This window comes from Geodermatophilus sp. SYSU D00079 (genome assembly GCF_054050635.1).
The window spans coordinates 17,111-33,029 of sequence record NZ_JBJGZS010000010.1; the positions used below are offsets into that span (position 1 = coordinate 17,111).

The following is a 15,919-nucleotide window of genomic DNA, read 5'->3' on the forward strand; positions in this document are numbered from 1 at the left end:
CTGGCGCAGCGCGCGGGGGATGGCAGGGTGCCGGTGTGACTGGGAGCACCACGAACGAGCCGACCGTCCTCTGGCGCCCGACCCCGGAGTCGATGCGCGGCACCCGGATCGCCGAGTTCGCCGGCTGGGTGGCGCAGCGGCGCGGCCTGGACCTCGGCGACCCGCCGGACTACGACACGATCTGGCGCTGGTCGGTCGAGCACCTCGACCAGTTCTGGGCCGACGTGGCCGGCTGGACCGGCGTGCTGCCCGACGTCCCGGACGACCGGGTGCTGCTCCGGCGCGAGATGCCCGGCGCCGTCTGGTTCCCCGGCACCACGCTCAACTACGCCGAGCAGGCGCTGCGCGCCGGCGCCGACGGCACCGTGCCCGCCGACTCCCCGGCGCTGATCGCCGTCGCGGAGGACCGCGAGCCGGAGGAGACCAGCTGGGCGCAGCTGCGCGCGCGGGTCGGCGCGTTCGCCGCCACGCTGCGCCGGCTGGGCGTGCAGCGCGGTGACCGGGTCGCCGGCTACCTGCCCAACGTCCCCGAGGCGGTCGTCGCCTTCCTCGGGACGGCGGCCGTCGGCGCGGTGTGGTCCTCCTGCGCGCCGGACTTCGGCACCCGCGCCGTCCTCGACCGGTTCGCGCAGATCGAGCCCACCGTGCTGGTCGCCGTCGACGGGTACCGGTTCAACGGCAGGGAGTACGACCGGCGCGACGTCGTCGCCGAGCTGCGCGGCGCGCTGCCCAGCGTCCGCACCACCATCGCCGTCCCCCGGCTGTTCCCCGGCGAGGTGCCGGCCGGCGCCGTGCCGTGGGCGGAGGCGGTCGCCGAGGAGCAGGAGCCGCGCTTCGAGCAGGTCCCGTTCGACCACCCGCTGTGGATCGTCTACTCGTCGGGCACCACCGGCCTGCCCAAGGGCATCGTGCACGGCCACGGCGGGGTCACCCTCGAGGAGCACAAGCAGCTGGCCCTGCACGGGGACGTCCGCCCCGGCGACCGCTTCTACTGGTACGCCTCCACCGCCTGGATCATGTGGAACATCGCCACCTCGGCGCTCCTGTGCGGCGCGACGGTGGTCGTCCACGACGGCGCCCCCGCGTACCCGTCGGTCGACGCCCAGTTCGCCCTCGCCGCGCGCACCCGGCTCACCTACCTGGGCACCAGCGCCGGCTACCTGACCGCCTGCGAGAAGGCCGGCATCCGGCCGGGGGAGACCCACGACCTGTCGGCGCTGCGGTACGTCGGGTCGACCGGCTCGCCGCTGCCGGCGTCGGCCTTCAGGTGGGTGTACGACGCGGTGGGGCCCGAGGTCTTCCTCGGCTCGCTGTCGGGCGGCACGGACGTCGCCACCGGGTTCGTCGGCAGCTCGCCGCTCCTGCCGGTGACCGCCGGGGAGCTGCAGCGGCCGATGCTGGGCGTCGCGGCGGCCGCCTGGGACGAGCAGGGGCAGCCGGTGGTGGGTGAGCTGGGGGAGCTGGTCATCACCGAGCCGATGCCGTCGATGCCGCTGTACTTCTGGAACGACCCGGACGGCGAGCGCTACCGCGAGTCGTACTTCGAGCCGTGGCCGGGCGTCTGGCGGCACGGGGACTGGATGGAGGTCACCGACCGCGGCACCTGCCTGATCACCGGCCGGTCGGACTCGACGCTCAACCGCGGCGGGGTGCGCATGGGCACGGCGGACATCTACGCCGCCGTGGAGTCGATCCCCGAGGTGCTCGACTGCGTCGTGCTCGGCGTGGAGCAGCGGGACGGCGGCTACTGGATGCCGCTGTTCGTCAAGCTGGCCGAGGGCGCGGAGCTCGACGAGGAGCTCACCGGGCGGATCCGGGAGGCCATCCGCCGCCAGGCCAGCCCGCGCCACGTGCCCGACGAGGTGATCGCCGTCCCCGCGGTGCCGCACACCCGCACCGGCAAGCGGCTGGAGGTGCCGCTCAAGCGGCTGTTCCAGGGCGTCGACCCGGCCCGGGCGCTCAACGTCGGCGCCGTCGACGACCCGGCCGCGGTGGAGCACTATCTCGCCCTGGCGCGGGAGCGCGGCGTCCGCTGACGGGGCCGGACGCGCCGGGAGGGCCGTGGCCGGCCTGCCGCGGGTGCTGGCTCCGCTGCTGGCCGCGGTGGTGCTGCTGGCCGCCCGGCTGCCGGCCGACGAGCTGGCCCACCCGCTGGACCGCCCCGCCCGGCGGAGCGCCGGGGGAGCGCCCGCCGCGCCCTGAGGGACCCCTACGGCAGCCGCAGCACCCTCGCCTCCCACGGGCGGAGGACGGCGGGGTCGCCCCCGGCCAGGTTGCCCAGCACGAGCTCCGCGCCGACCGCCTCGGGCAGCAGCTCGCCCAGCCGGTGCTCCCGCCCGCCCACGTTGCAGACGACGAGCAGCGTCTCCCCGTCCAGGGACCGGGTGAAGGCGTACACCTCGTCGTGCTCCGGCAGGAGCATCGTGAAGTCGCCCAGCGCGACCACCGCCGACTCGTGCCGCAGCGCGATCAGCCGCCGGTGGTGGGCGAGCACCGACCGCGGGTCGGTGCGCTGGGCGGCGGCGTTCCACTCGGTGGTGTCGGGGTTCACCGCGATCCACGGCGTCCCGGTGGTGAAGCCGGCGGACGGCGAGTCGTCCCACTGGACCGGCGTCCGCGCGTTGTCCCGGCCCATCCGCCGCATGGCCGCCAGCACCCGCTCGGGGTCATCGCCGTGCGCGACGGCCTGCGCGAAGTGGTTGAGCGACTCCACGTCGCGGAAGTCGTCGAGGGACGCGAACGGGGCGTTGGCCATCCCGAGCTCCTCGCCCTGGTAGACGTAGGGCGTCCCGCGGTGCAGGTGCAGCAGCGTGGCCAGGCAGGTCGCGGAGTCCCGCCGGTACCGCGGGGAGTCGTCCCCGAAGCGGGAGACCGCCCGCGGCTGGTCGTGGTTGTCCCAGTAGAGGGAGTTCCAGCCGACGTCGGCCAGCCCGGCCTGCCACCGCCCGAGCGAGGCCTTGAGGTCGCGCAGCCGCAGCGGCCGGGGGTTCCACTTGGACCCGTCGAAGTCCAGCCCCACGTGCTCGAACTGGAACACCATGTCCACCTCGGCCCGCGCCGGGTCGGTGAACAGCCGGGCCTGCTCGACCGTCACACCGGGCATCTCCCCGACCGTCAGCAGCGCCTCCGACCGCCCGGCGACGACCTCACGGTGCATCTCCTGCAGGAACTCGTGGATCCGCGGCCCGCACAGGTAGGACGCCGAGCCGTCGCCGTAGGGCAGGCCGGGCAGTGGTGGGCCGTCGTGCAGGTGGCCGTCCGCGTCGACGTCCTTGCTGATCATGTTGATGACGTCCATGCGGAAGCCGTCGACCCCGCGGTCGAGCCACCACCGCATCATCGCGTACACCGCCTGCCGGACCTCGGGGTTCTCCCAGTTCAGGTCCGGCTGTCGGCGGTCGAACAGGTGCAGGAAGTACTCGCCGCTGGCCTCGTCGTACTCCCAGGTGGACCCGGAGAAGAACGAGTGCCAGTTGGTCGGCTCCGCACCCGGCGCGCCGGCCGTCATCCCCGCCCGCGGGGGCCGCCACCAGTACCAGTCGCGCTTGGGGGAGTCCCTCGACGACCGGGACTCCCGGAACCACGGGTGCTGGTCGCTGGTGTGGTTGACCACCAGGTCCATGACCAGCCGCATCCCGCGCGCGTGCAGCGCGGTGACGAGCTCGTCGAACCGTGCGAGGTCCCCGAACAGCGGGTCGATGTCCTGGTAGTCGCTGATGTCGTAGCCGTTGTCGGCCTGCGGTGAGGGGTAGACGGGGGACAGCCACAGGACGTCGACGCCGAGGTCGGCCAGGTGGTCCAGCCGCTGCAGGATGCCGCCGAGGTCGCCGATGCCGTCGCCGTCGGAGTCCATGAACGAGCGCGGGTAGACCTGGTAGACGACGGCACGGGTCCACCACGGGGGCTGCTCGGGCATGCGCCCAGCCCAGCACGGCGGGCAGCGGCCCGCACCCGGTCGCGCTACGTTCCCAGCCGTGCCTCCCGGTGTCGTGCTGGTGACCGGCGGGAGCCGCGGCATCGGTGCGGCGACCGCGCGTGCCGCCGCGGCGGCCGGGTGGTCGGTCGCGCTGACCTACCGGGACGACGAGGCCGCGGCCGCCGCCGTCGTGGGCGCCATCCGGGCCGACGGCGGGGTCGCCACCGCCACGCGCGCCGACGTCTCGGTCGAGGACGACGTCCTGGCCGCCTTCGCCGCCGCCGAGCGTCTGGGCCCGGTGACCGGGCTGGTGGCCAACGCCGGCATCGTGGCCCCGCGGGCACGGGTCGACGAGCTGACCGCCGAGCGGGTCCGGCGCGTGCTGGCCGTCAACGTGCTGGGCACCGTCCTGTGCTGCCGGGAGGCCGTGCGCCGGATGTCCACCCGGCACGGCGGGCCCGGGGGGTCGGTCGTGCTGGTCTCCTCGGCCGCCAGCCGGCTGGGGTCCCCCGGCGAGTACGTGGACTACGCCGCGAGCAAGGGCGCCGTGGACACCCTCGGCCTCGGGCTGGCCCGCGAGGTGGCCGGCGAGGGCGTGCGGGTGAACGTCGTGCGCCCGGGGATCGTCGAGACGGAGATCCACGCCGCCGGGGGGCAGCCCGACCGGGTCGCGCGGCTGGGCCCGACGGTGCCGATGGGCCGGGCCGGCCTGCCCGAGGAGGTGGCCGCCGCCGTGCTGTGGCTGCTCGGTGACGACGCCGGCTACTGCACCGGCAGCGTGCTGGACGTCGCCGGCGGGCGGTGAGCCGCGCCGCCCCGGCTCCCGGTCAGTCCTGCGGGGGGCCCGACACGGGGGTGTGGTGCACCGCCTCCACGTTGTTGCCGTCGGGGTCGCGGAAGAACGCGCCGTAGTAGCCGGGGTGGTACTCCGGCCACACCCGCGGCTCGTGCAGCACCTCCGCGCCGGCCTCCCGCGCCAGGGCGAACACCTCGTCCACGGCCGCCCGCGACGGGGCCCGCAGCGCCAGGTGCACCGGGCGGTCGGTGCCCTCGGCCAGCGGGCTGAGCCACAGCTGCGGGTGCCCGTCGGGGCCGGCGAACCCGACGACCGGCCCGTCGGGGGTGTCGTAGCGCATCGCCTCGCGGAGGCCGATCGGGTCGAAGACCCGCGTGTAGAACGCCACGGCGGCGGCGACGTCCGCGGCCTGCAGTCCCAGGTGGTCGATCACGCCGCCGGACCGTAGCGGGGCCGCGGGCGGCGGGGGCCTCCCCGGGGCGCGGCCCGGCAAATCGGGTGCGTCCTGTCGTACCCGTCGCGGACCATCGGGGCACCGGATCCGACGAGGAGGCCCTCTCATGGCAGCGCTGCCGCGCGCACTGTCGCCGCTGCGGCACCGCGACTACCGGCTGCTGGCCGCCTCGATGGCGCTGTCGCTGCTGGCCGCCGGGCTGTGGGCGGTCGCCGCGGTCTGGCAGGTGGTGGCCCTCGGCGGCGGCCCGGCCGCCCTCTCGCTGGTCACCGGCCTGTCGGCCGGCGGGATGCTGGCCAGCACCCTGTTCGGCGGGGTGCTCGCCGACCGGGTCCCGCAGTGGTACCTGCTGCTCGCGGTGGCGCTGGTCCAGGCGGCGGCGGTCGGCGTGGTCGCCGTCCTGTCGCTGGCCGGCCGGCTGACGCTGTGGCAGCTGGCCGTGGCCGCCCTGGCCGTGGGGCTGGCCACGGGCCTGTACTACCCCGCCTACTCCGCGCAGCTGCCCGCGCTCGTGCCGGAGGGCGACCTGCTGGCGGCCAACGGGCTGGAGGGCGCCGTCCGTCCCCTGCTGCAGAACGCGGCCGGCCCGGCGGCCGCCGGGTTCCTCGTCGCCGCGCTGTCGCCCGGGGCGGCGCTGACCGCCACCGCGGCGGTCTCGCTGCTCGCCGCGGTGCACGTCCTCGCGCTGCCGGTCACCCCCGTCCGGCGGGCGGACGCCGGCGCCCCGCGCACCGGGGTGCTGGCCGACCTGCGCGAGGGCTTCGTCTACATGCTGCGCACCCCCTGGCTGCTGGCCACGCTGCTGTTCGCCTCGCTGATGGTGCTGGCGCTCCTGGGGCCGCTGGAGGTCCTGGTCCCCTTCGCCATCCGGGACGCCGGCGGCGGCCCCACGCAGCACGCCTACGTGCTGGCCGCCTTCGGGGTCGGCGGGGCGGTCGGCTCCCTGGTCGTGGCGTCGCTGCGGCTGCCCCGGCGGTACCTGACCGTGATGGTCGGGCTGTGGGGCCTGGGGTGCGTGCCGATGGTGGTCTTCGGGCTGTCCACGAGCCTCCCGCTGATGATCGCGGCGGGGGCGCTGGTCGGTGCGGCCTTCGAGGCCGGGACCGTCATCTGGGGCACGCTGCTGCAGCGGCGGGTGCCGTCGGCGCTGCTCGGGCGGGTGTCCAGCCTGGACTTCTTCGTCTCCCTCAGCCTCATGCCGCTGTCCATGGCGCTGGCCGGCCCGGTCAGCGAGCTGATCGGGTCGGCGGCGACGTTCCTGGTGGCCGGGCTGGCACCGCCGCTCCTGGCGGCCGTGGCGGTGCTCGCGGCGCGGATGCCGGCCGACGAGGTCGCCCACCCGCTCGACGTCGCTGTCGCTCCCGCCCGGCGGCCGCCGGTGGACGAGCTCCTCGACCCGGTGTGAGCCGAGGGGCCGGTCGGCGTCCCGGGGGCACCGCTGTTTGGATGGGGTCGACCCGTCGGGCACCGGCCCGGCGCCCCGTCCCGAGGAGACCCCCGTGGCCGAGCTGACCCGCCCCGACGTCGAGCCGCCGACCGGCCCGGCGCCCGACGACCTGGTGATCGAGGACCTCGTCGTCGGCGACGGCCCGGAGGCCAAGGCCGGTGACCTGGTGAGCGCCCACTACGTCGGTGTCACCCACGACGGCGGCGAGCAGTTCGACGCCTCCTGGGACCGCGGCGACCCGCTGGAGTTCCGGCTGGGCGTCGGCATGGTCATCCAGGGCTGGGACGAGGGCATGGCCGGCATGAAGGTGGGCGGCCGTCGCCGGCTCACCATCCCGCCGCACAAGGCCTACGGCGACCGCGGCGCCGGCGGCGTCATCAAGCCCGGCGCCACGCTGGTCTTCGTCGTCGACCTGGTCGGCGTCCGCTGAGCGGCGTCGCCCGGTGACCGGCAGCGTCACCGGGCGACGCCCCAGGCATGGGCACCGGCTGCGCGGGGCACCCGCGCAGCCATGACACAGCCGGCACCCGCTCCCGGGCACGTCCTCGCGGAGGAGGCCCCCGAGGGCACGGGTGGGGAGTCCACCGGCACCGTCGTCGTCGCCGGGCTGGCCAACCTCGGCATCGCCGTCGCCAAGCTCGTCGGCGGCCTGGTCAGCCACTCCTCGGCGATGATGTCGGAGGCGGCGCACTCGCTGGCCGACACGATCACCGAGGTGCTGCTGTTCGTCGCGCTCAAGCGCGGCACGCGGGCGCCGGACGCGCGGCACCCGGTCGGCTACGGCCGGGAGACCTACTTCTGGGCCCTGCTGGCCTGCCTGGCCACCTTCACCCTCGGCGCCGGCTTCTCCTTCTGGCAGGGCGTCTCGACCATCGTCGGGGGCGAGGAGCAGGGCGACCCGCTGATCGCCTACGTCGTCCTCGCGGTCGCCTTCCTGCTGGAGGGCGCCTCGTGGCTCAAGGCCGTCCGCCAGGTGCGCAGCTCGGCCCGCCGGTGGCGGACGACGCCCCGCCGCTACCTCGCCCAGACCACCGACACCACGGTGAAGGCGGTGACCTTCGAGGACAGCGCCGCGCTGGTCGGGCTGGTCCTCGCGGCCCTGGGCCTGTTCCTGGAGCAGGTCACCGGCGACCCGGTCTGGGACGGCGTCGCCGCGATCGCCATCGGGGTGCTCCTGCTGCTCGTGGCCGGCGCGCTGGCCCGGTCCAACGTCTCGCTGCTCATCGGCCAGTCGGTGTCGCCGCGCATCCAGGAGGAGCTGCGGGCGGAGATCGCCGCGCTCCCGCAGGTCACCGCCGTCCCGTTCCTGCTCACCACCGTGATCGGTCCCGGCCAGCTCATCGTCTCGGCCAAGGTGGACTTCGCCGACGACGCGACCGTCGCCGACGTCGAGCGCGCCTCCGACGAGGCCGAGCGCCGGCTGGTCGCCCGGCACGAGGGCGTGCGGTACGTCTTCCTCGACCCGACACCCGGCGACGGGCGGGCCCAGGCCCAGGCGCACCGGGCGGAATGACCGCGGCGGGCGCGCGGTTGGTCGGCGACGTGCGCATCGAGGTCTGGTCCGACGTCGTCTGTCCGTGGTGCTACATCGGCAAGCGCCGGCTGGAGACCGCGCTCGCGCGGTTCCCCCACCGGGACCAGGTCGAGGTGGTCTGGCGCTCCTACCAGCTCGACCCGACCGCGCCCGAGGGGGAGACGCACCCGACGCTGCCCGCGCTGGCGGCCAAGTACGGCCGCAGCGAGGAGGAGATGCGGGCCTCGATGCGGCACGTCGAGGAGACCGCCGCCGCCGAGGGCCTGCAGTATTCCCTGGCCGACGGCGTCAGCGGCAACACCCGGCTGGCCCACGAGCTCATCCACCTCGCCGCCGAGCACGGCCTGCAGGGACAGATGCAGGAGCGCCTGCTGCACGCCCACTTCGAGGAGGGGCGGTCGGTGTTCGACGTCGACGCGCTCGTCCCGCTCGCCGTGGAGGTCGGCCTCGACGAGGCCGAGGTGCGGACCGCGCTCGGCGACTCCCGTTTCCGCCCCGCCGTCGCCCAGGACGCGCGGATGGCCCAGGCCCTCGGCGCGACCGGTGTCCCCTTCTTCGTCGTCGACCGGAAGTACGGCGCGGCCGGCGCCCAGCCGGCGGAGCTGCTGCTGCAGGTGCTCGAGCGGGCCTGGGCCGACGCCCACCCGCTGGTCACGGTGCCCGCCGCCGACGGCTGCACCGACGAGAGCTGCGCCGTCTAGTCCAGCAGCCCGACCACCGCGCGCAGCCGCCGCTCGGCGTCCTCGGCCAGCTGCCGGACGACGTCGGCCGCGGGCCGTTCGGCGGTCACCAGGCCGACCGACTCCCCGGCGTAGAGGGGTGCGGCGTCCAGGTCCCCGGTCTTGCGGGCCTCGACGACGCGTGCGCAGTCCGGGTGACCGGGCAGCTCCGCCTCCCGGCCGTGCCAGGTGCGGCTGAACGCGTTGACCAGGGCGCGGCCGGGCCAGCGCTCCGGCCAGGCCAGCCCCTGCGCCACGTCGAAGGCCCGGGTGAGCACGGTGTCCTCGCCGGCGGCCGCGGTGACCCGGGCGCGCGCCGCGGGTGAGTTGAGCGCCTCCGGGCAGGCCAGCAGCGGCGTGCCGATCCAGACCCCGGCGGCGCCGGCGGCCAGGGCCGCGGCCACCCCGGCGCCGGTCGCGATCCCGCCGGCGGCCAGCACCGGCCGGTCGGTGAGCGCCAGCACCTCCTGCAGCAGCGGGAGGGTCGCGCGGTGGCCGGTGTGCCCGCCGGCCTCGGTGCCCTGGGCGACCAGCACGTCGACGCCGGCGTCCTGGGCGCGGGAGACGTCGGTGGCGGTGTTGACCTGGGTGGCCACGGCGATCCCGGCGTCGTGCAGCGGCCCGACGGCCGGTGCCGGGTCGCCGAAGGAGACCGACACCAGCGCGGGACGCGCGGCGATCGTCGCGTCGAGCAGTTCCGGCCGGGTCTCGAGCACCCACGCCATCAGCCCGATGCCGAACGGCAGGTCGTCGGCGGCCGGGATCGCGGCCTGCTCGGCGACGAACTCCGGCGTCGTCGCGTTGCCCACGCCGATCATCCCGAGACCGCCGCCCAGGGAGACCGCCCGGGCCAGCGCCCCTCCGGCCACACCGGCCATCGGGGCGCCGACGACCGGTGCGGCGAGGTCGAACCAGCGGGTCAGCGGCGTCCGGATCACGCCGCCCATCTTGGCGGCTCCGTCCCCGGACAGCCGCGGGAACCGCCCCGGAGCCGTCCGCGGCGGTGCCCGGGGAGGAGCGGCGCTCCTCCTACTGGGTGGCCGGCCCGCCCTGCTCGGTGCCCGAGAGCCGGCGCAGGAACTCGTGGCAGCGCCGGGCCCGCGCGGAGTCCTGCTCCATCACCTCGCGGAAGAAGCCCGCGATGTCGTCGAGCCCGGCGTTCTCCGCATCGCGCACGTACTGGCCGTAGTCGTGACCGGCCTTGAGCGAGTGGTACTGCACCGAGATCAGGTCGTAGGTGACGTCCTCGAAGCCGGTCTCGCCGGTGGCCATGGCAGCCTCCTCGTCTCGGAACTGTGGGGGGCCTCACACTTCCCCACCTGCGCGTGCCGAAACGGACCGCTCCGTCTCAGTCGTCCGCCGCGCCGATCCCGCCGGCGGCGCCACGGGTGACGTCCCCGCCGCCGGCGTCGTCGGCCGGGGTGGCCCCCGCGGCCAGCTCCTCCTCGGCGAGCTCCTCCTCGCCGCTGACGGCGGCGTCGTCCTCGCCCGAGGCGAGGTCCTCCCCCTGGCCGTAGGCGCCGGGGTCGGCCTGCAGGGTGCGGGGGTCGTTGAGCGGGTCGGGGACGTCGGGGTCGGTGACGGTCATGGGTCGGCCCTGCCCGCCGGCGCCGCGCGTCAACCCCTCGCGAACGCGTAACGCGTGTGTTACGCATGGCGGGTGGAGGCGCTCGCGGCGCTCGCCGACCCCACCCGCCGGCAGCTGGTCGCCCTGCTGGCGCAGGGGGAGCTGGCCGCCGGGGAGCTGGCCGGCCGCTTCCCGGTGAGCCGGCCGGCGATCAGCCGGCACCTGCGGGTGCTGCGGGAGGCGGGGCTGGTCCGCAGCCGTGTCGAGGGTCGCCGGCGGCTCTACGCGCTCGACCCGCGCCCGCTGCGGGAGCTCGACGAGTGGCTGGAGCCCTACCGCGACCTGTGGGCCCAGCGGCTCGACGCACTGGACACCGAGATCGCCCGCGGCCGGCGGGCACGGCAGGGCGGAGGCCCGACATGACCCAGCACGACGCGCACGCCCGCCGCGGCGTCGTCCGCCCCGGTGCCGACGGCCGGCAGCGGCTGGAGTTCCGCCGCTCCTGGCCCGACCCGGTGGACGACGTCTGGGCGGCGATCACCGAGCCCGACCGGCTGGCCCGGTGGATCGGGCGGTACGAGGGCGAGCGCGGTCCGGGCGGGACCGGCACCTTCACGATGGCCTTCGAGGAGGGCGAGCACACCGGGGCGGCGGTGCGCATCGTCGAGTGCGACCCGCCCCGGCGGCTGGTCGTCGAGTGGACCGCGGAGGAGCTGGGGTGGCGGCTGGAGCTGGACCTGTCCTCCGACGGCGACACGACCACGCTGGTGTTCAGCCAGGCCCTCGCGCCCGGGATGGCGGCCGGGGACGTCCTCGGCGGGTGGCACTGGTACCTCGACAGGCTCGACGCGGAGGTCGCCGGGACGGCCGGCCCGGGGGAGTGGGAGCCCTTCTGGGCCGAGGTCGGGCCGCTCTACGGCCGCGGCGGAGCCGGCTGAGCGCCGTCCCCCGACCGGGTGGGACCGGCCCCACCAGGGCCTTCCGTCCCACCGGGTAGACGTCTTATACGTAATCTCTCTCACGGTTACAGGCCGGGCGTGCGCCGGTAGCGTTCGGCACACGGTCCCCGTGCCGGCGCCCGAGGCGTGCGGCGGGCCGGACCAGCTGAGCAGCACCCACGTCGGCGGCCCCCTGCCCCCGCGTACCCGACGGATGGAGACGTCTTGACTTCTGTGGCCACCCCCGGTCTCGACACCGCCCCCACCACCCACACCCGGCTGCTGGCCTGGGTGCAGGAGATGGCGGAGCTGACCACCCCCGACCAGGTCGTCTGGGTGGACGGGACCGACGAGGAGTGGGAGCGCCTCACCCAGAAGCTGGTCGACGCCGGCACCTTCACCCGGCTGGAGCGCAAGCCCAACTCCTTCTGGTGCGCCTCGGACCCCAGTGACGTCGCGCGCGTCGAGGACCGCACCTTCATCTGCTCGGTCGACGAGGCCGACGCGGGGCCGACCAACAACTGGATGGCCCCCGACGAGATGAAGTCGATCATGACCGAGCTGTACCGCGGGTGCATGCGCGGCCGGACGATGTACGTCATCCCGTTCTGCATGGGCCCGGTCGAGGCCGAGAACCCCATGTTCGGCGTCGAGCTCACCGACTCGGAGTACGTCGTCGTCTCGATGCGGGTCATGGCCCGCATCGGCACGCCCATCCTCGAGGCGATGGGCGAGGACCGCCCCTTCGTGCCGGCGATGCACTCCCTCGGCGCCCCGCTGGAGCCCGGCCAGGCCGACGTGCCGTGGCCGTGCAGCTCCACGAAGTACATCGTGCAGTTCCCCGAGGAGCGGGCCATCTGGTCCTACGGCTCCGGGTACGGCGGCAACGCGCTGCTGGGCAAGAAGTGCTACTCGCTGCGGATCGCCTCGGTCATGGCCCGCGACGAGGGCTGGCTGGCCGAGCACATGCTGATCCTCAAGCTGACCAGCCCCGAGCAGAAGACGTACTACGTCGCCGCGGCCTTCCCCTCGGCCTGCGGCAAGACCAACCTGGCGATGCTCGAGCCGACCATCCCGGGCTGGACGGTCGAGACCCTCGGCGACGACATCGCCTGGATGCGCTTCGGCGAGGACGGCCGGCTCTACGCCGTCAACCCCGAGTTCGGCCTGTTCGGCGTCGCGCCGGGCACCGGCTGGGACACCAACCCCAACGCCATGCGCACCATCGAGAAGGGCAACTCGGTCTTCACCAACGTCGCCCTGACCGACGACGGTGACGTCTGGTGGGAGGGCATGACCGACGAGGCCCCCGCCCACCTCACCGACTGGAAGGGCCGGGACTGGACGCCGGACAGCGACGAGCCCTCGTCGCACCCGAACTCGCGGTTCTGCACCCCGATCACCCAGTGCCCGATCCTGGCCCCGGAGTACTCCGACCCGCAGGGCGTGCCGATCTCCGCGATCCTGTTCGGCGGCCGCCGCAAGACGACCGTCCCGCTGGTCACCGAGGCCCGCGACTGGAACCACGGCGTCTTCATGGGGGCCACGCTCTCCTCGGAGACCACCGCCGCGGCCACCGGCGCGGTCGGCGTCGTCCGCCGCGACCCGTTCGCCATGCTGCCGTTCATCGGCTACAACGCCGGCGACTACTTCCGGCACTGGGTCGAGACCGGCAAGGCCGGCGACGCCGCCCGGCTGCCGAAGATCTTCTACGTCAACTGGTTCCGGCGTGACGAGGACGGCGGCTTCCTGTGGCCGGGCTTCGGGGAGAACAGCCGGGTCCTCAAGTGGGTCGTCGAGCGCCTCGAGGGCACCGCGGCCGCCGTCGAGACGCCGATCGGGCACGTCCCGACCGCCGACTCGCTGGACGTCTCGGGTCTGGACCTGGGCGAGGAGCAGCTCCGCAAGGCCCTCGCCGTCGACGCCGACGAGTGGCGCGCGGAGATCCCGCAGATCACCGAGTGGTTCGAGAAGTTCGGCGACAAGCTGCCCAGCACCATGTGGGACGAGCTCGCCATCCTGGAGCACCGCCTCTCCTGAGGGGCGCCTCCCTGGAGGGCCCAGGCCCCGCACCGGTCAACGGCGACCGGTGCGGGGCCTGTTCCGTTCCCGCGGCCGGGCCGACCTGGGCCGATGCCCGCCGACCGGCCACCGCCCGGTCGGTCGGTTAGCGTGACCGCACGTAGTCCCGACCGACCGCCACCTGAGACGACAGGTCCTGCACCCGTGCCCAACCCCTACCTCTCCGTGCTCCGCACCCCGCACGCGCTGCCGATGGTCCTGGCCGCGTTCGTCGGGCGGCTGCCACTGTCGATGGTGGGTCTGGGCTCGGTCCTGCTGATCGCGTCGGAGACCGGTTCCTACGGTCTCGGCGGCGTGGTCGCCGCCACCGGCGCGGTCACCACCGCGATCTCCGGACCGCTCATCGGCCGCTGGGCCGACACCCACGGGCAGCGCCGCACGCTGCTGCCGGTCGTGGTGGTCTTCGTCGCCGCCGGTTGCGTGTTCCTGCCGGCGGTCAAGCAGGACTGGCCGCTGTGGACCGTCTTCATCTCCGCCGGGGTGGCCGGCGCGTGCATCCCGCCGGTCTCCTCGATGATCCGGGTGCGCTGGACGCACCTGCTGCGCGGCACGCACCGGCTGCCGACCGCGCTGGCGATGGAGTCGGTCCTGGACGAGTTCGTCTTCATCGTCGGACCGGTGCTGGTCACCTTCCTGTCGACGACCGGGCACGCCACCTCCGGTGTGGTCACCGCGTTCACCCTCGCCGTCGTCGGCAGCCTGCTGTTCGCCGCGCAGGGCGCCACCGAGCCCCCGCCGCACGGGCACGCGGCGCGCACCGGGCCGGCGGCGATCCGCAGCGCCGGCATCCGCGTGCTGTTCGTGGTGGGCGCGGCGGTGGGCGCCATCCTGGGCACCCTGGAGATCGCACTGGTCGCCTTCGCCGACGAGGTGGACGCCAAGTCGCTGTCCGGCGTCCTGATCGCCGCCCTCGCCCTCGGGTCGATGGCCAGCGGCATCGGGTGGGGGGCGATCCACTGGCGTCAGCCGCTGCGGCTGCGCCTGGCCGCCTCGCTCGTCCTGCTGACCGTGCTGAGCATCCCGCTGCTGCTCATCGAGGACATCTGGCTGATGATCCCGTTCGTGGTGGTCGCCGGGGTCGCCGTCTCCCCCTCGCTGATCAGCTCGTTCACCCTCGCCGAGCTCCTCGTGCCGCGCTCGGCGACCACCGAGGCCTTCACCTGGATCGGCACGGCCCTGGCCCTCGGGGTCGCCGTGGGCACCTCGCTGGCGGGCAAGATCGTCGACTCCGTCGGTGCCAACGCCTCCTTCCTCGTGGCCACCATCGCCGCCGCCGTCGCCGCGGTGACCGTCTGCGCCGCCCAGCGGGTGCTGCACGTGCCGGCCGAGCACGCCGCCGAGCCGGCGATGGCCCGATGATGGGCCGGTGACCACCCCCGACCGCCCCGCCGGGGCACGCACCATCGACGAGGTCCTGGCCGACGTCCGCACCGGGCTCCACCGGCTCGAGCCCGAGGAGGCCGCCGCCCGCATGGCCGCGGGCGCCCTGCTCGTCGACACCCGGCCGGCCGCCCAGCGGGAGGCCGACGGCGAGGTGCCCGGGGCGCTCGTCGTCGAGCGCAACGTGCTCGAGTGGCGGTTCGACCCGGCCAGCGACGCCCGGCTGCCCGAGGCCACCGGCTACGACGTGGAGGTCGTCGTCCTCTGCAACGAGGGCTACTCCTCCAGCCTCGCCGCGGCCTCGCTGCGCGACCTCGGCCTCTCCCGCGCCACGGACGTCGTCGGCGGCTACCAGGCCTGGCGGGCGGCGGGGCTGCCCACCACGAGGGACGACGACGCCGGCTCCGGATGACCCGCGCCCGACCCGCCGCCGGGGGTGGCCGCACCCTCGGCGTTGCCCCGGAGCGGCTGGGCCGCTGGCTGGACGGCGTCGCCGAGCGGCACGGCACCTTCGACCGGGTGGAGCGGGACGCCGACGGCGCCGTGCGGATCACCTGCGCCGACGGCACCACCCTCACCCTGCGGGCGCCGTTCGACTGGCGGCCGGGTCCGGCCCTGCTCACCGCGTTCACCGCCGGCGTCCGGCAGCCGCACCGGGCCGCCGTCCTGCTGGTCCGCCGCGGGCGCTGGGCGGTGGGCGTCTTCGACGGCGCGGACCTCGTCGTGTCCAAGGTCGACGCGCGCCAGGTGCAGGGCCGCACCGCCGCCGGTGGCTGGAGCCAGCAGCGGTTCGCCCGCCGCCGCGGTCACCAGACCGACGCCGTGGTCGCGGCGGCCGCGGACACCGCCGTCCGGGTGCTCCTGCCGCACGCGGCGGAGGTGACCGCGCTGTTCCCCGGCGGCGACCGCGGCCTGGTCGACGCCGTCCTGGCCGACCCCCGGCTCCGCGCCCTCGCGCCGCTGCGCCGGGAACCGCCGCTGGAGGTGGGCGAGCCCACCAAGGCCGTGCTGCTGGCGACCCCGGAGCAGTTCCGGGCGGTGCGGGTGCACATCCTGGAGCCCGGGGACGGATCGGCGTAACGTCCT

The 15,919-nt window shown here is 75.2% G+C and carries 18 protein-coding genes; 13 read left to right on the forward strand and 5 right to left on the reverse strand.

Translation table 11 applies throughout. The features are described 5' to 3' along the window. Positions 1–35: 35 nt before the first annotated feature. Both ACI79E_RS10420 and ACI79E_RS10425 read left to right on the forward strand, forming a co-directional pair. Positions 36–2,036, forward strand: a complete 2,001-nt coding sequence (locus tag ACI79E_RS10420; protein WP_456932462.1) for an acetoacetate--CoA ligase — start codon at positions 36–38, stop codon at positions 2,034–2,036. Between the two features lie 25 nt (positions 2,037–2,061). Next, a complete protein-coding gene (locus ACI79E_RS10425; RefSeq protein WP_456932463.1) occupies positions 2,062–2,202 on the forward strand; it encodes a hypothetical protein in 141 nt (46 codons plus the stop codon). 7 nt (positions 2,203–2,209) lie between these two features. On the opposite strand, the gene ACI79E_RS10430 is transcribed toward ACI79E_RS10425, so the two are convergent. Further along, entirely contained in the window at positions 2,210–3,916 is a 1,707-nt protein-coding gene (locus ACI79E_RS10430; RefSeq protein WP_456932464.1) for a glycoside hydrolase family 13 protein, read from the reverse strand. Positions 3,917–3,974: 58 nt separating this feature from the next. Here ACI79E_RS10430 and ACI79E_RS10435 point away from each other — a divergent pair, with 58 nt between their 5' ends. Next, on the forward strand, positions 3,975–4,721 hold the full coding sequence (locus tag ACI79E_RS10435) for an SDR family oxidoreductase (protein WP_456932465.1): 747 nt from the start codon (positions 3,975–3,977) through the stop codon (positions 4,719–4,721). A gap of 22 nt (positions 4,722–4,743) precedes the next feature. On the opposite strand, the gene ACI79E_RS10440 is transcribed toward ACI79E_RS10435, so the two are convergent. After that, positions 4,744–5,145 (reverse strand): VOC family protein, encoded by a 402-nt coding sequence (locus ACI79E_RS10440; RefSeq protein WP_456932466.1) that lies wholly within the window; start codon positions 5,143–5,145, stop codon positions 4,744–4,746. A 127-nt stretch (positions 5,146–5,272) separates the two neighbouring features. Here ACI79E_RS10440 and ACI79E_RS10445 point away from each other — a divergent pair, with 127 nt between their 5' ends. The 4 genes from ACI79E_RS10445 to ACI79E_RS10460 all read left to right on the forward strand — a co-directional run bounded on the left by ACI79E_RS10445 (position 5,273) and on the right by ACI79E_RS10460 (position 8,848). Then, a complete protein-coding gene (locus tag ACI79E_RS10445) occupies positions 5,273–6,571 on the forward strand; it encodes an MFS transporter (RefSeq protein WP_456932467.1) in 1,299 nt (432 codons plus the stop codon). A gap of 94 nt (positions 6,572–6,665) precedes the next feature. Beyond that, a complete protein-coding gene (locus tag ACI79E_RS10450) occupies positions 6,666–7,043 on the forward strand; it encodes an FKBP-type peptidyl-prolyl cis-trans isomerase (RefSeq protein ID WP_456932468.1) in 378 nt (125 codons plus the stop codon). 81 nt (positions 7,044–7,124) lie between these two features. Continuing rightward, complete coding sequence (locus ACI79E_RS10455; RefSeq protein ID WP_456932469.1) at positions 7,125–8,126, forward strand: cation diffusion facilitator family transporter; 1,002 nt, start codon at positions 7,125–7,127, stop codon at positions 8,124–8,126. Beyond that, entirely contained in the window at positions 8,123–8,848 is a 726-nt protein-coding gene (locus ACI79E_RS10460; protein ID WP_456932470.1) for a DsbA family oxidoreductase, read from the forward strand. The genes ACI79E_RS10455 and ACI79E_RS10460 overlap by 4 nt, the downstream gene beginning before the upstream one ends. Here the strand turns inward: ACI79E_RS10460 and ACI79E_RS10465 are convergent. The 3 genes from ACI79E_RS10465 to ACI79E_RS10475 form a co-directional block, all read right to left on the reverse strand. Continuing rightward, positions 8,845–9,804: an NAD(P)H-dependent flavin oxidoreductase gene (locus tag ACI79E_RS10465; protein WP_456932471.1), complete on the reverse strand. Its 960-nt coding sequence runs from the start codon at positions 9,802–9,804 to the stop codon at positions 8,845–8,847. The genes ACI79E_RS10460 and ACI79E_RS10465 overlap by 4 nt on opposite strands. A 91-nt stretch (positions 9,805–9,895) precedes the next feature. Next, the gene (locus ACI79E_RS10470) at positions 9,896–10,138 is read right to left on the reverse strand and encodes an acyl carrier protein (protein WP_456932472.1); all 243 of its coding nucleotides are present in this window, start codon (positions 10,136–10,138) and stop codon (positions 9,896–9,898) included. Between the two features lie 76 nt (positions 10,139–10,214). After that, complete coding sequence (locus tag ACI79E_RS10475; protein ID WP_456932473.1) at positions 10,215–10,454, reverse strand: hypothetical protein; 240 nt, start codon at positions 10,452–10,454, stop codon at positions 10,215–10,217. 72 nt (positions 10,455–10,526) lie between these two features. Between ACI79E_RS10475 and ACI79E_RS10480 the strand changes: the two genes are divergently transcribed. From ACI79E_RS10480 to ACI79E_RS10505, 6 genes are all read left to right on the forward strand, one after another. Next, a complete protein-coding gene (locus ACI79E_RS10480; protein WP_456932474.1) occupies positions 10,527–10,856 on the forward strand; it encodes an ArsR/SmtB family transcription factor in 330 nt (109 codons plus the stop codon). Further along, a complete protein-coding gene (locus ACI79E_RS10485; protein ID WP_456932475.1) occupies positions 10,853–11,371 on the forward strand; it encodes an SRPBCC family protein in 519 nt (172 codons plus the stop codon). The genes ACI79E_RS10480 and ACI79E_RS10485 overlap by 4 nt, the downstream gene beginning before the upstream one ends. Positions 11,372–11,605: 234 nt before the next feature. Beyond that, complete coding sequence (locus ACI79E_RS10490) at positions 11,606–13,411, forward strand: phosphoenolpyruvate carboxykinase (GTP) (RefSeq protein ID WP_456932581.1); 1,806 nt, start codon at positions 11,606–11,608, stop codon at positions 13,409–13,411. 186 nt (positions 13,412–13,597) lie between these two features. Beyond that, complete coding sequence (locus tag ACI79E_RS10495) at positions 13,598–14,812, forward strand: MFS transporter (protein WP_456932476.1); 1,215 nt, start codon at positions 13,598–13,600, stop codon at positions 14,810–14,812. Between the two features lie 7 nt (positions 14,813–14,819). After that, on the forward strand, positions 14,820–15,245 hold the full coding sequence (locus ACI79E_RS10500; protein WP_456932477.1) for a rhodanese-like domain-containing protein: 426 nt from the start codon (positions 14,820–14,822) through the stop codon (positions 15,243–15,245). After that, positions 15,242–15,913 carry an acVLRF1 family peptidyl-tRNA hydrolase gene (locus ACI79E_RS10505; protein WP_456932478.1) on the forward strand — a complete coding sequence of 224 codons (672 nt, stop codon included), beginning with the start codon at positions 15,242–15,244 and terminating at the stop codon, positions 15,911–15,913. Before ACI79E_RS10500 ends, ACI79E_RS10505 begins: the two co-directional genes overlap by 4 nt. The last annotated feature ends 6 nt before the right edge of the window (positions 15,914–15,919 follow it).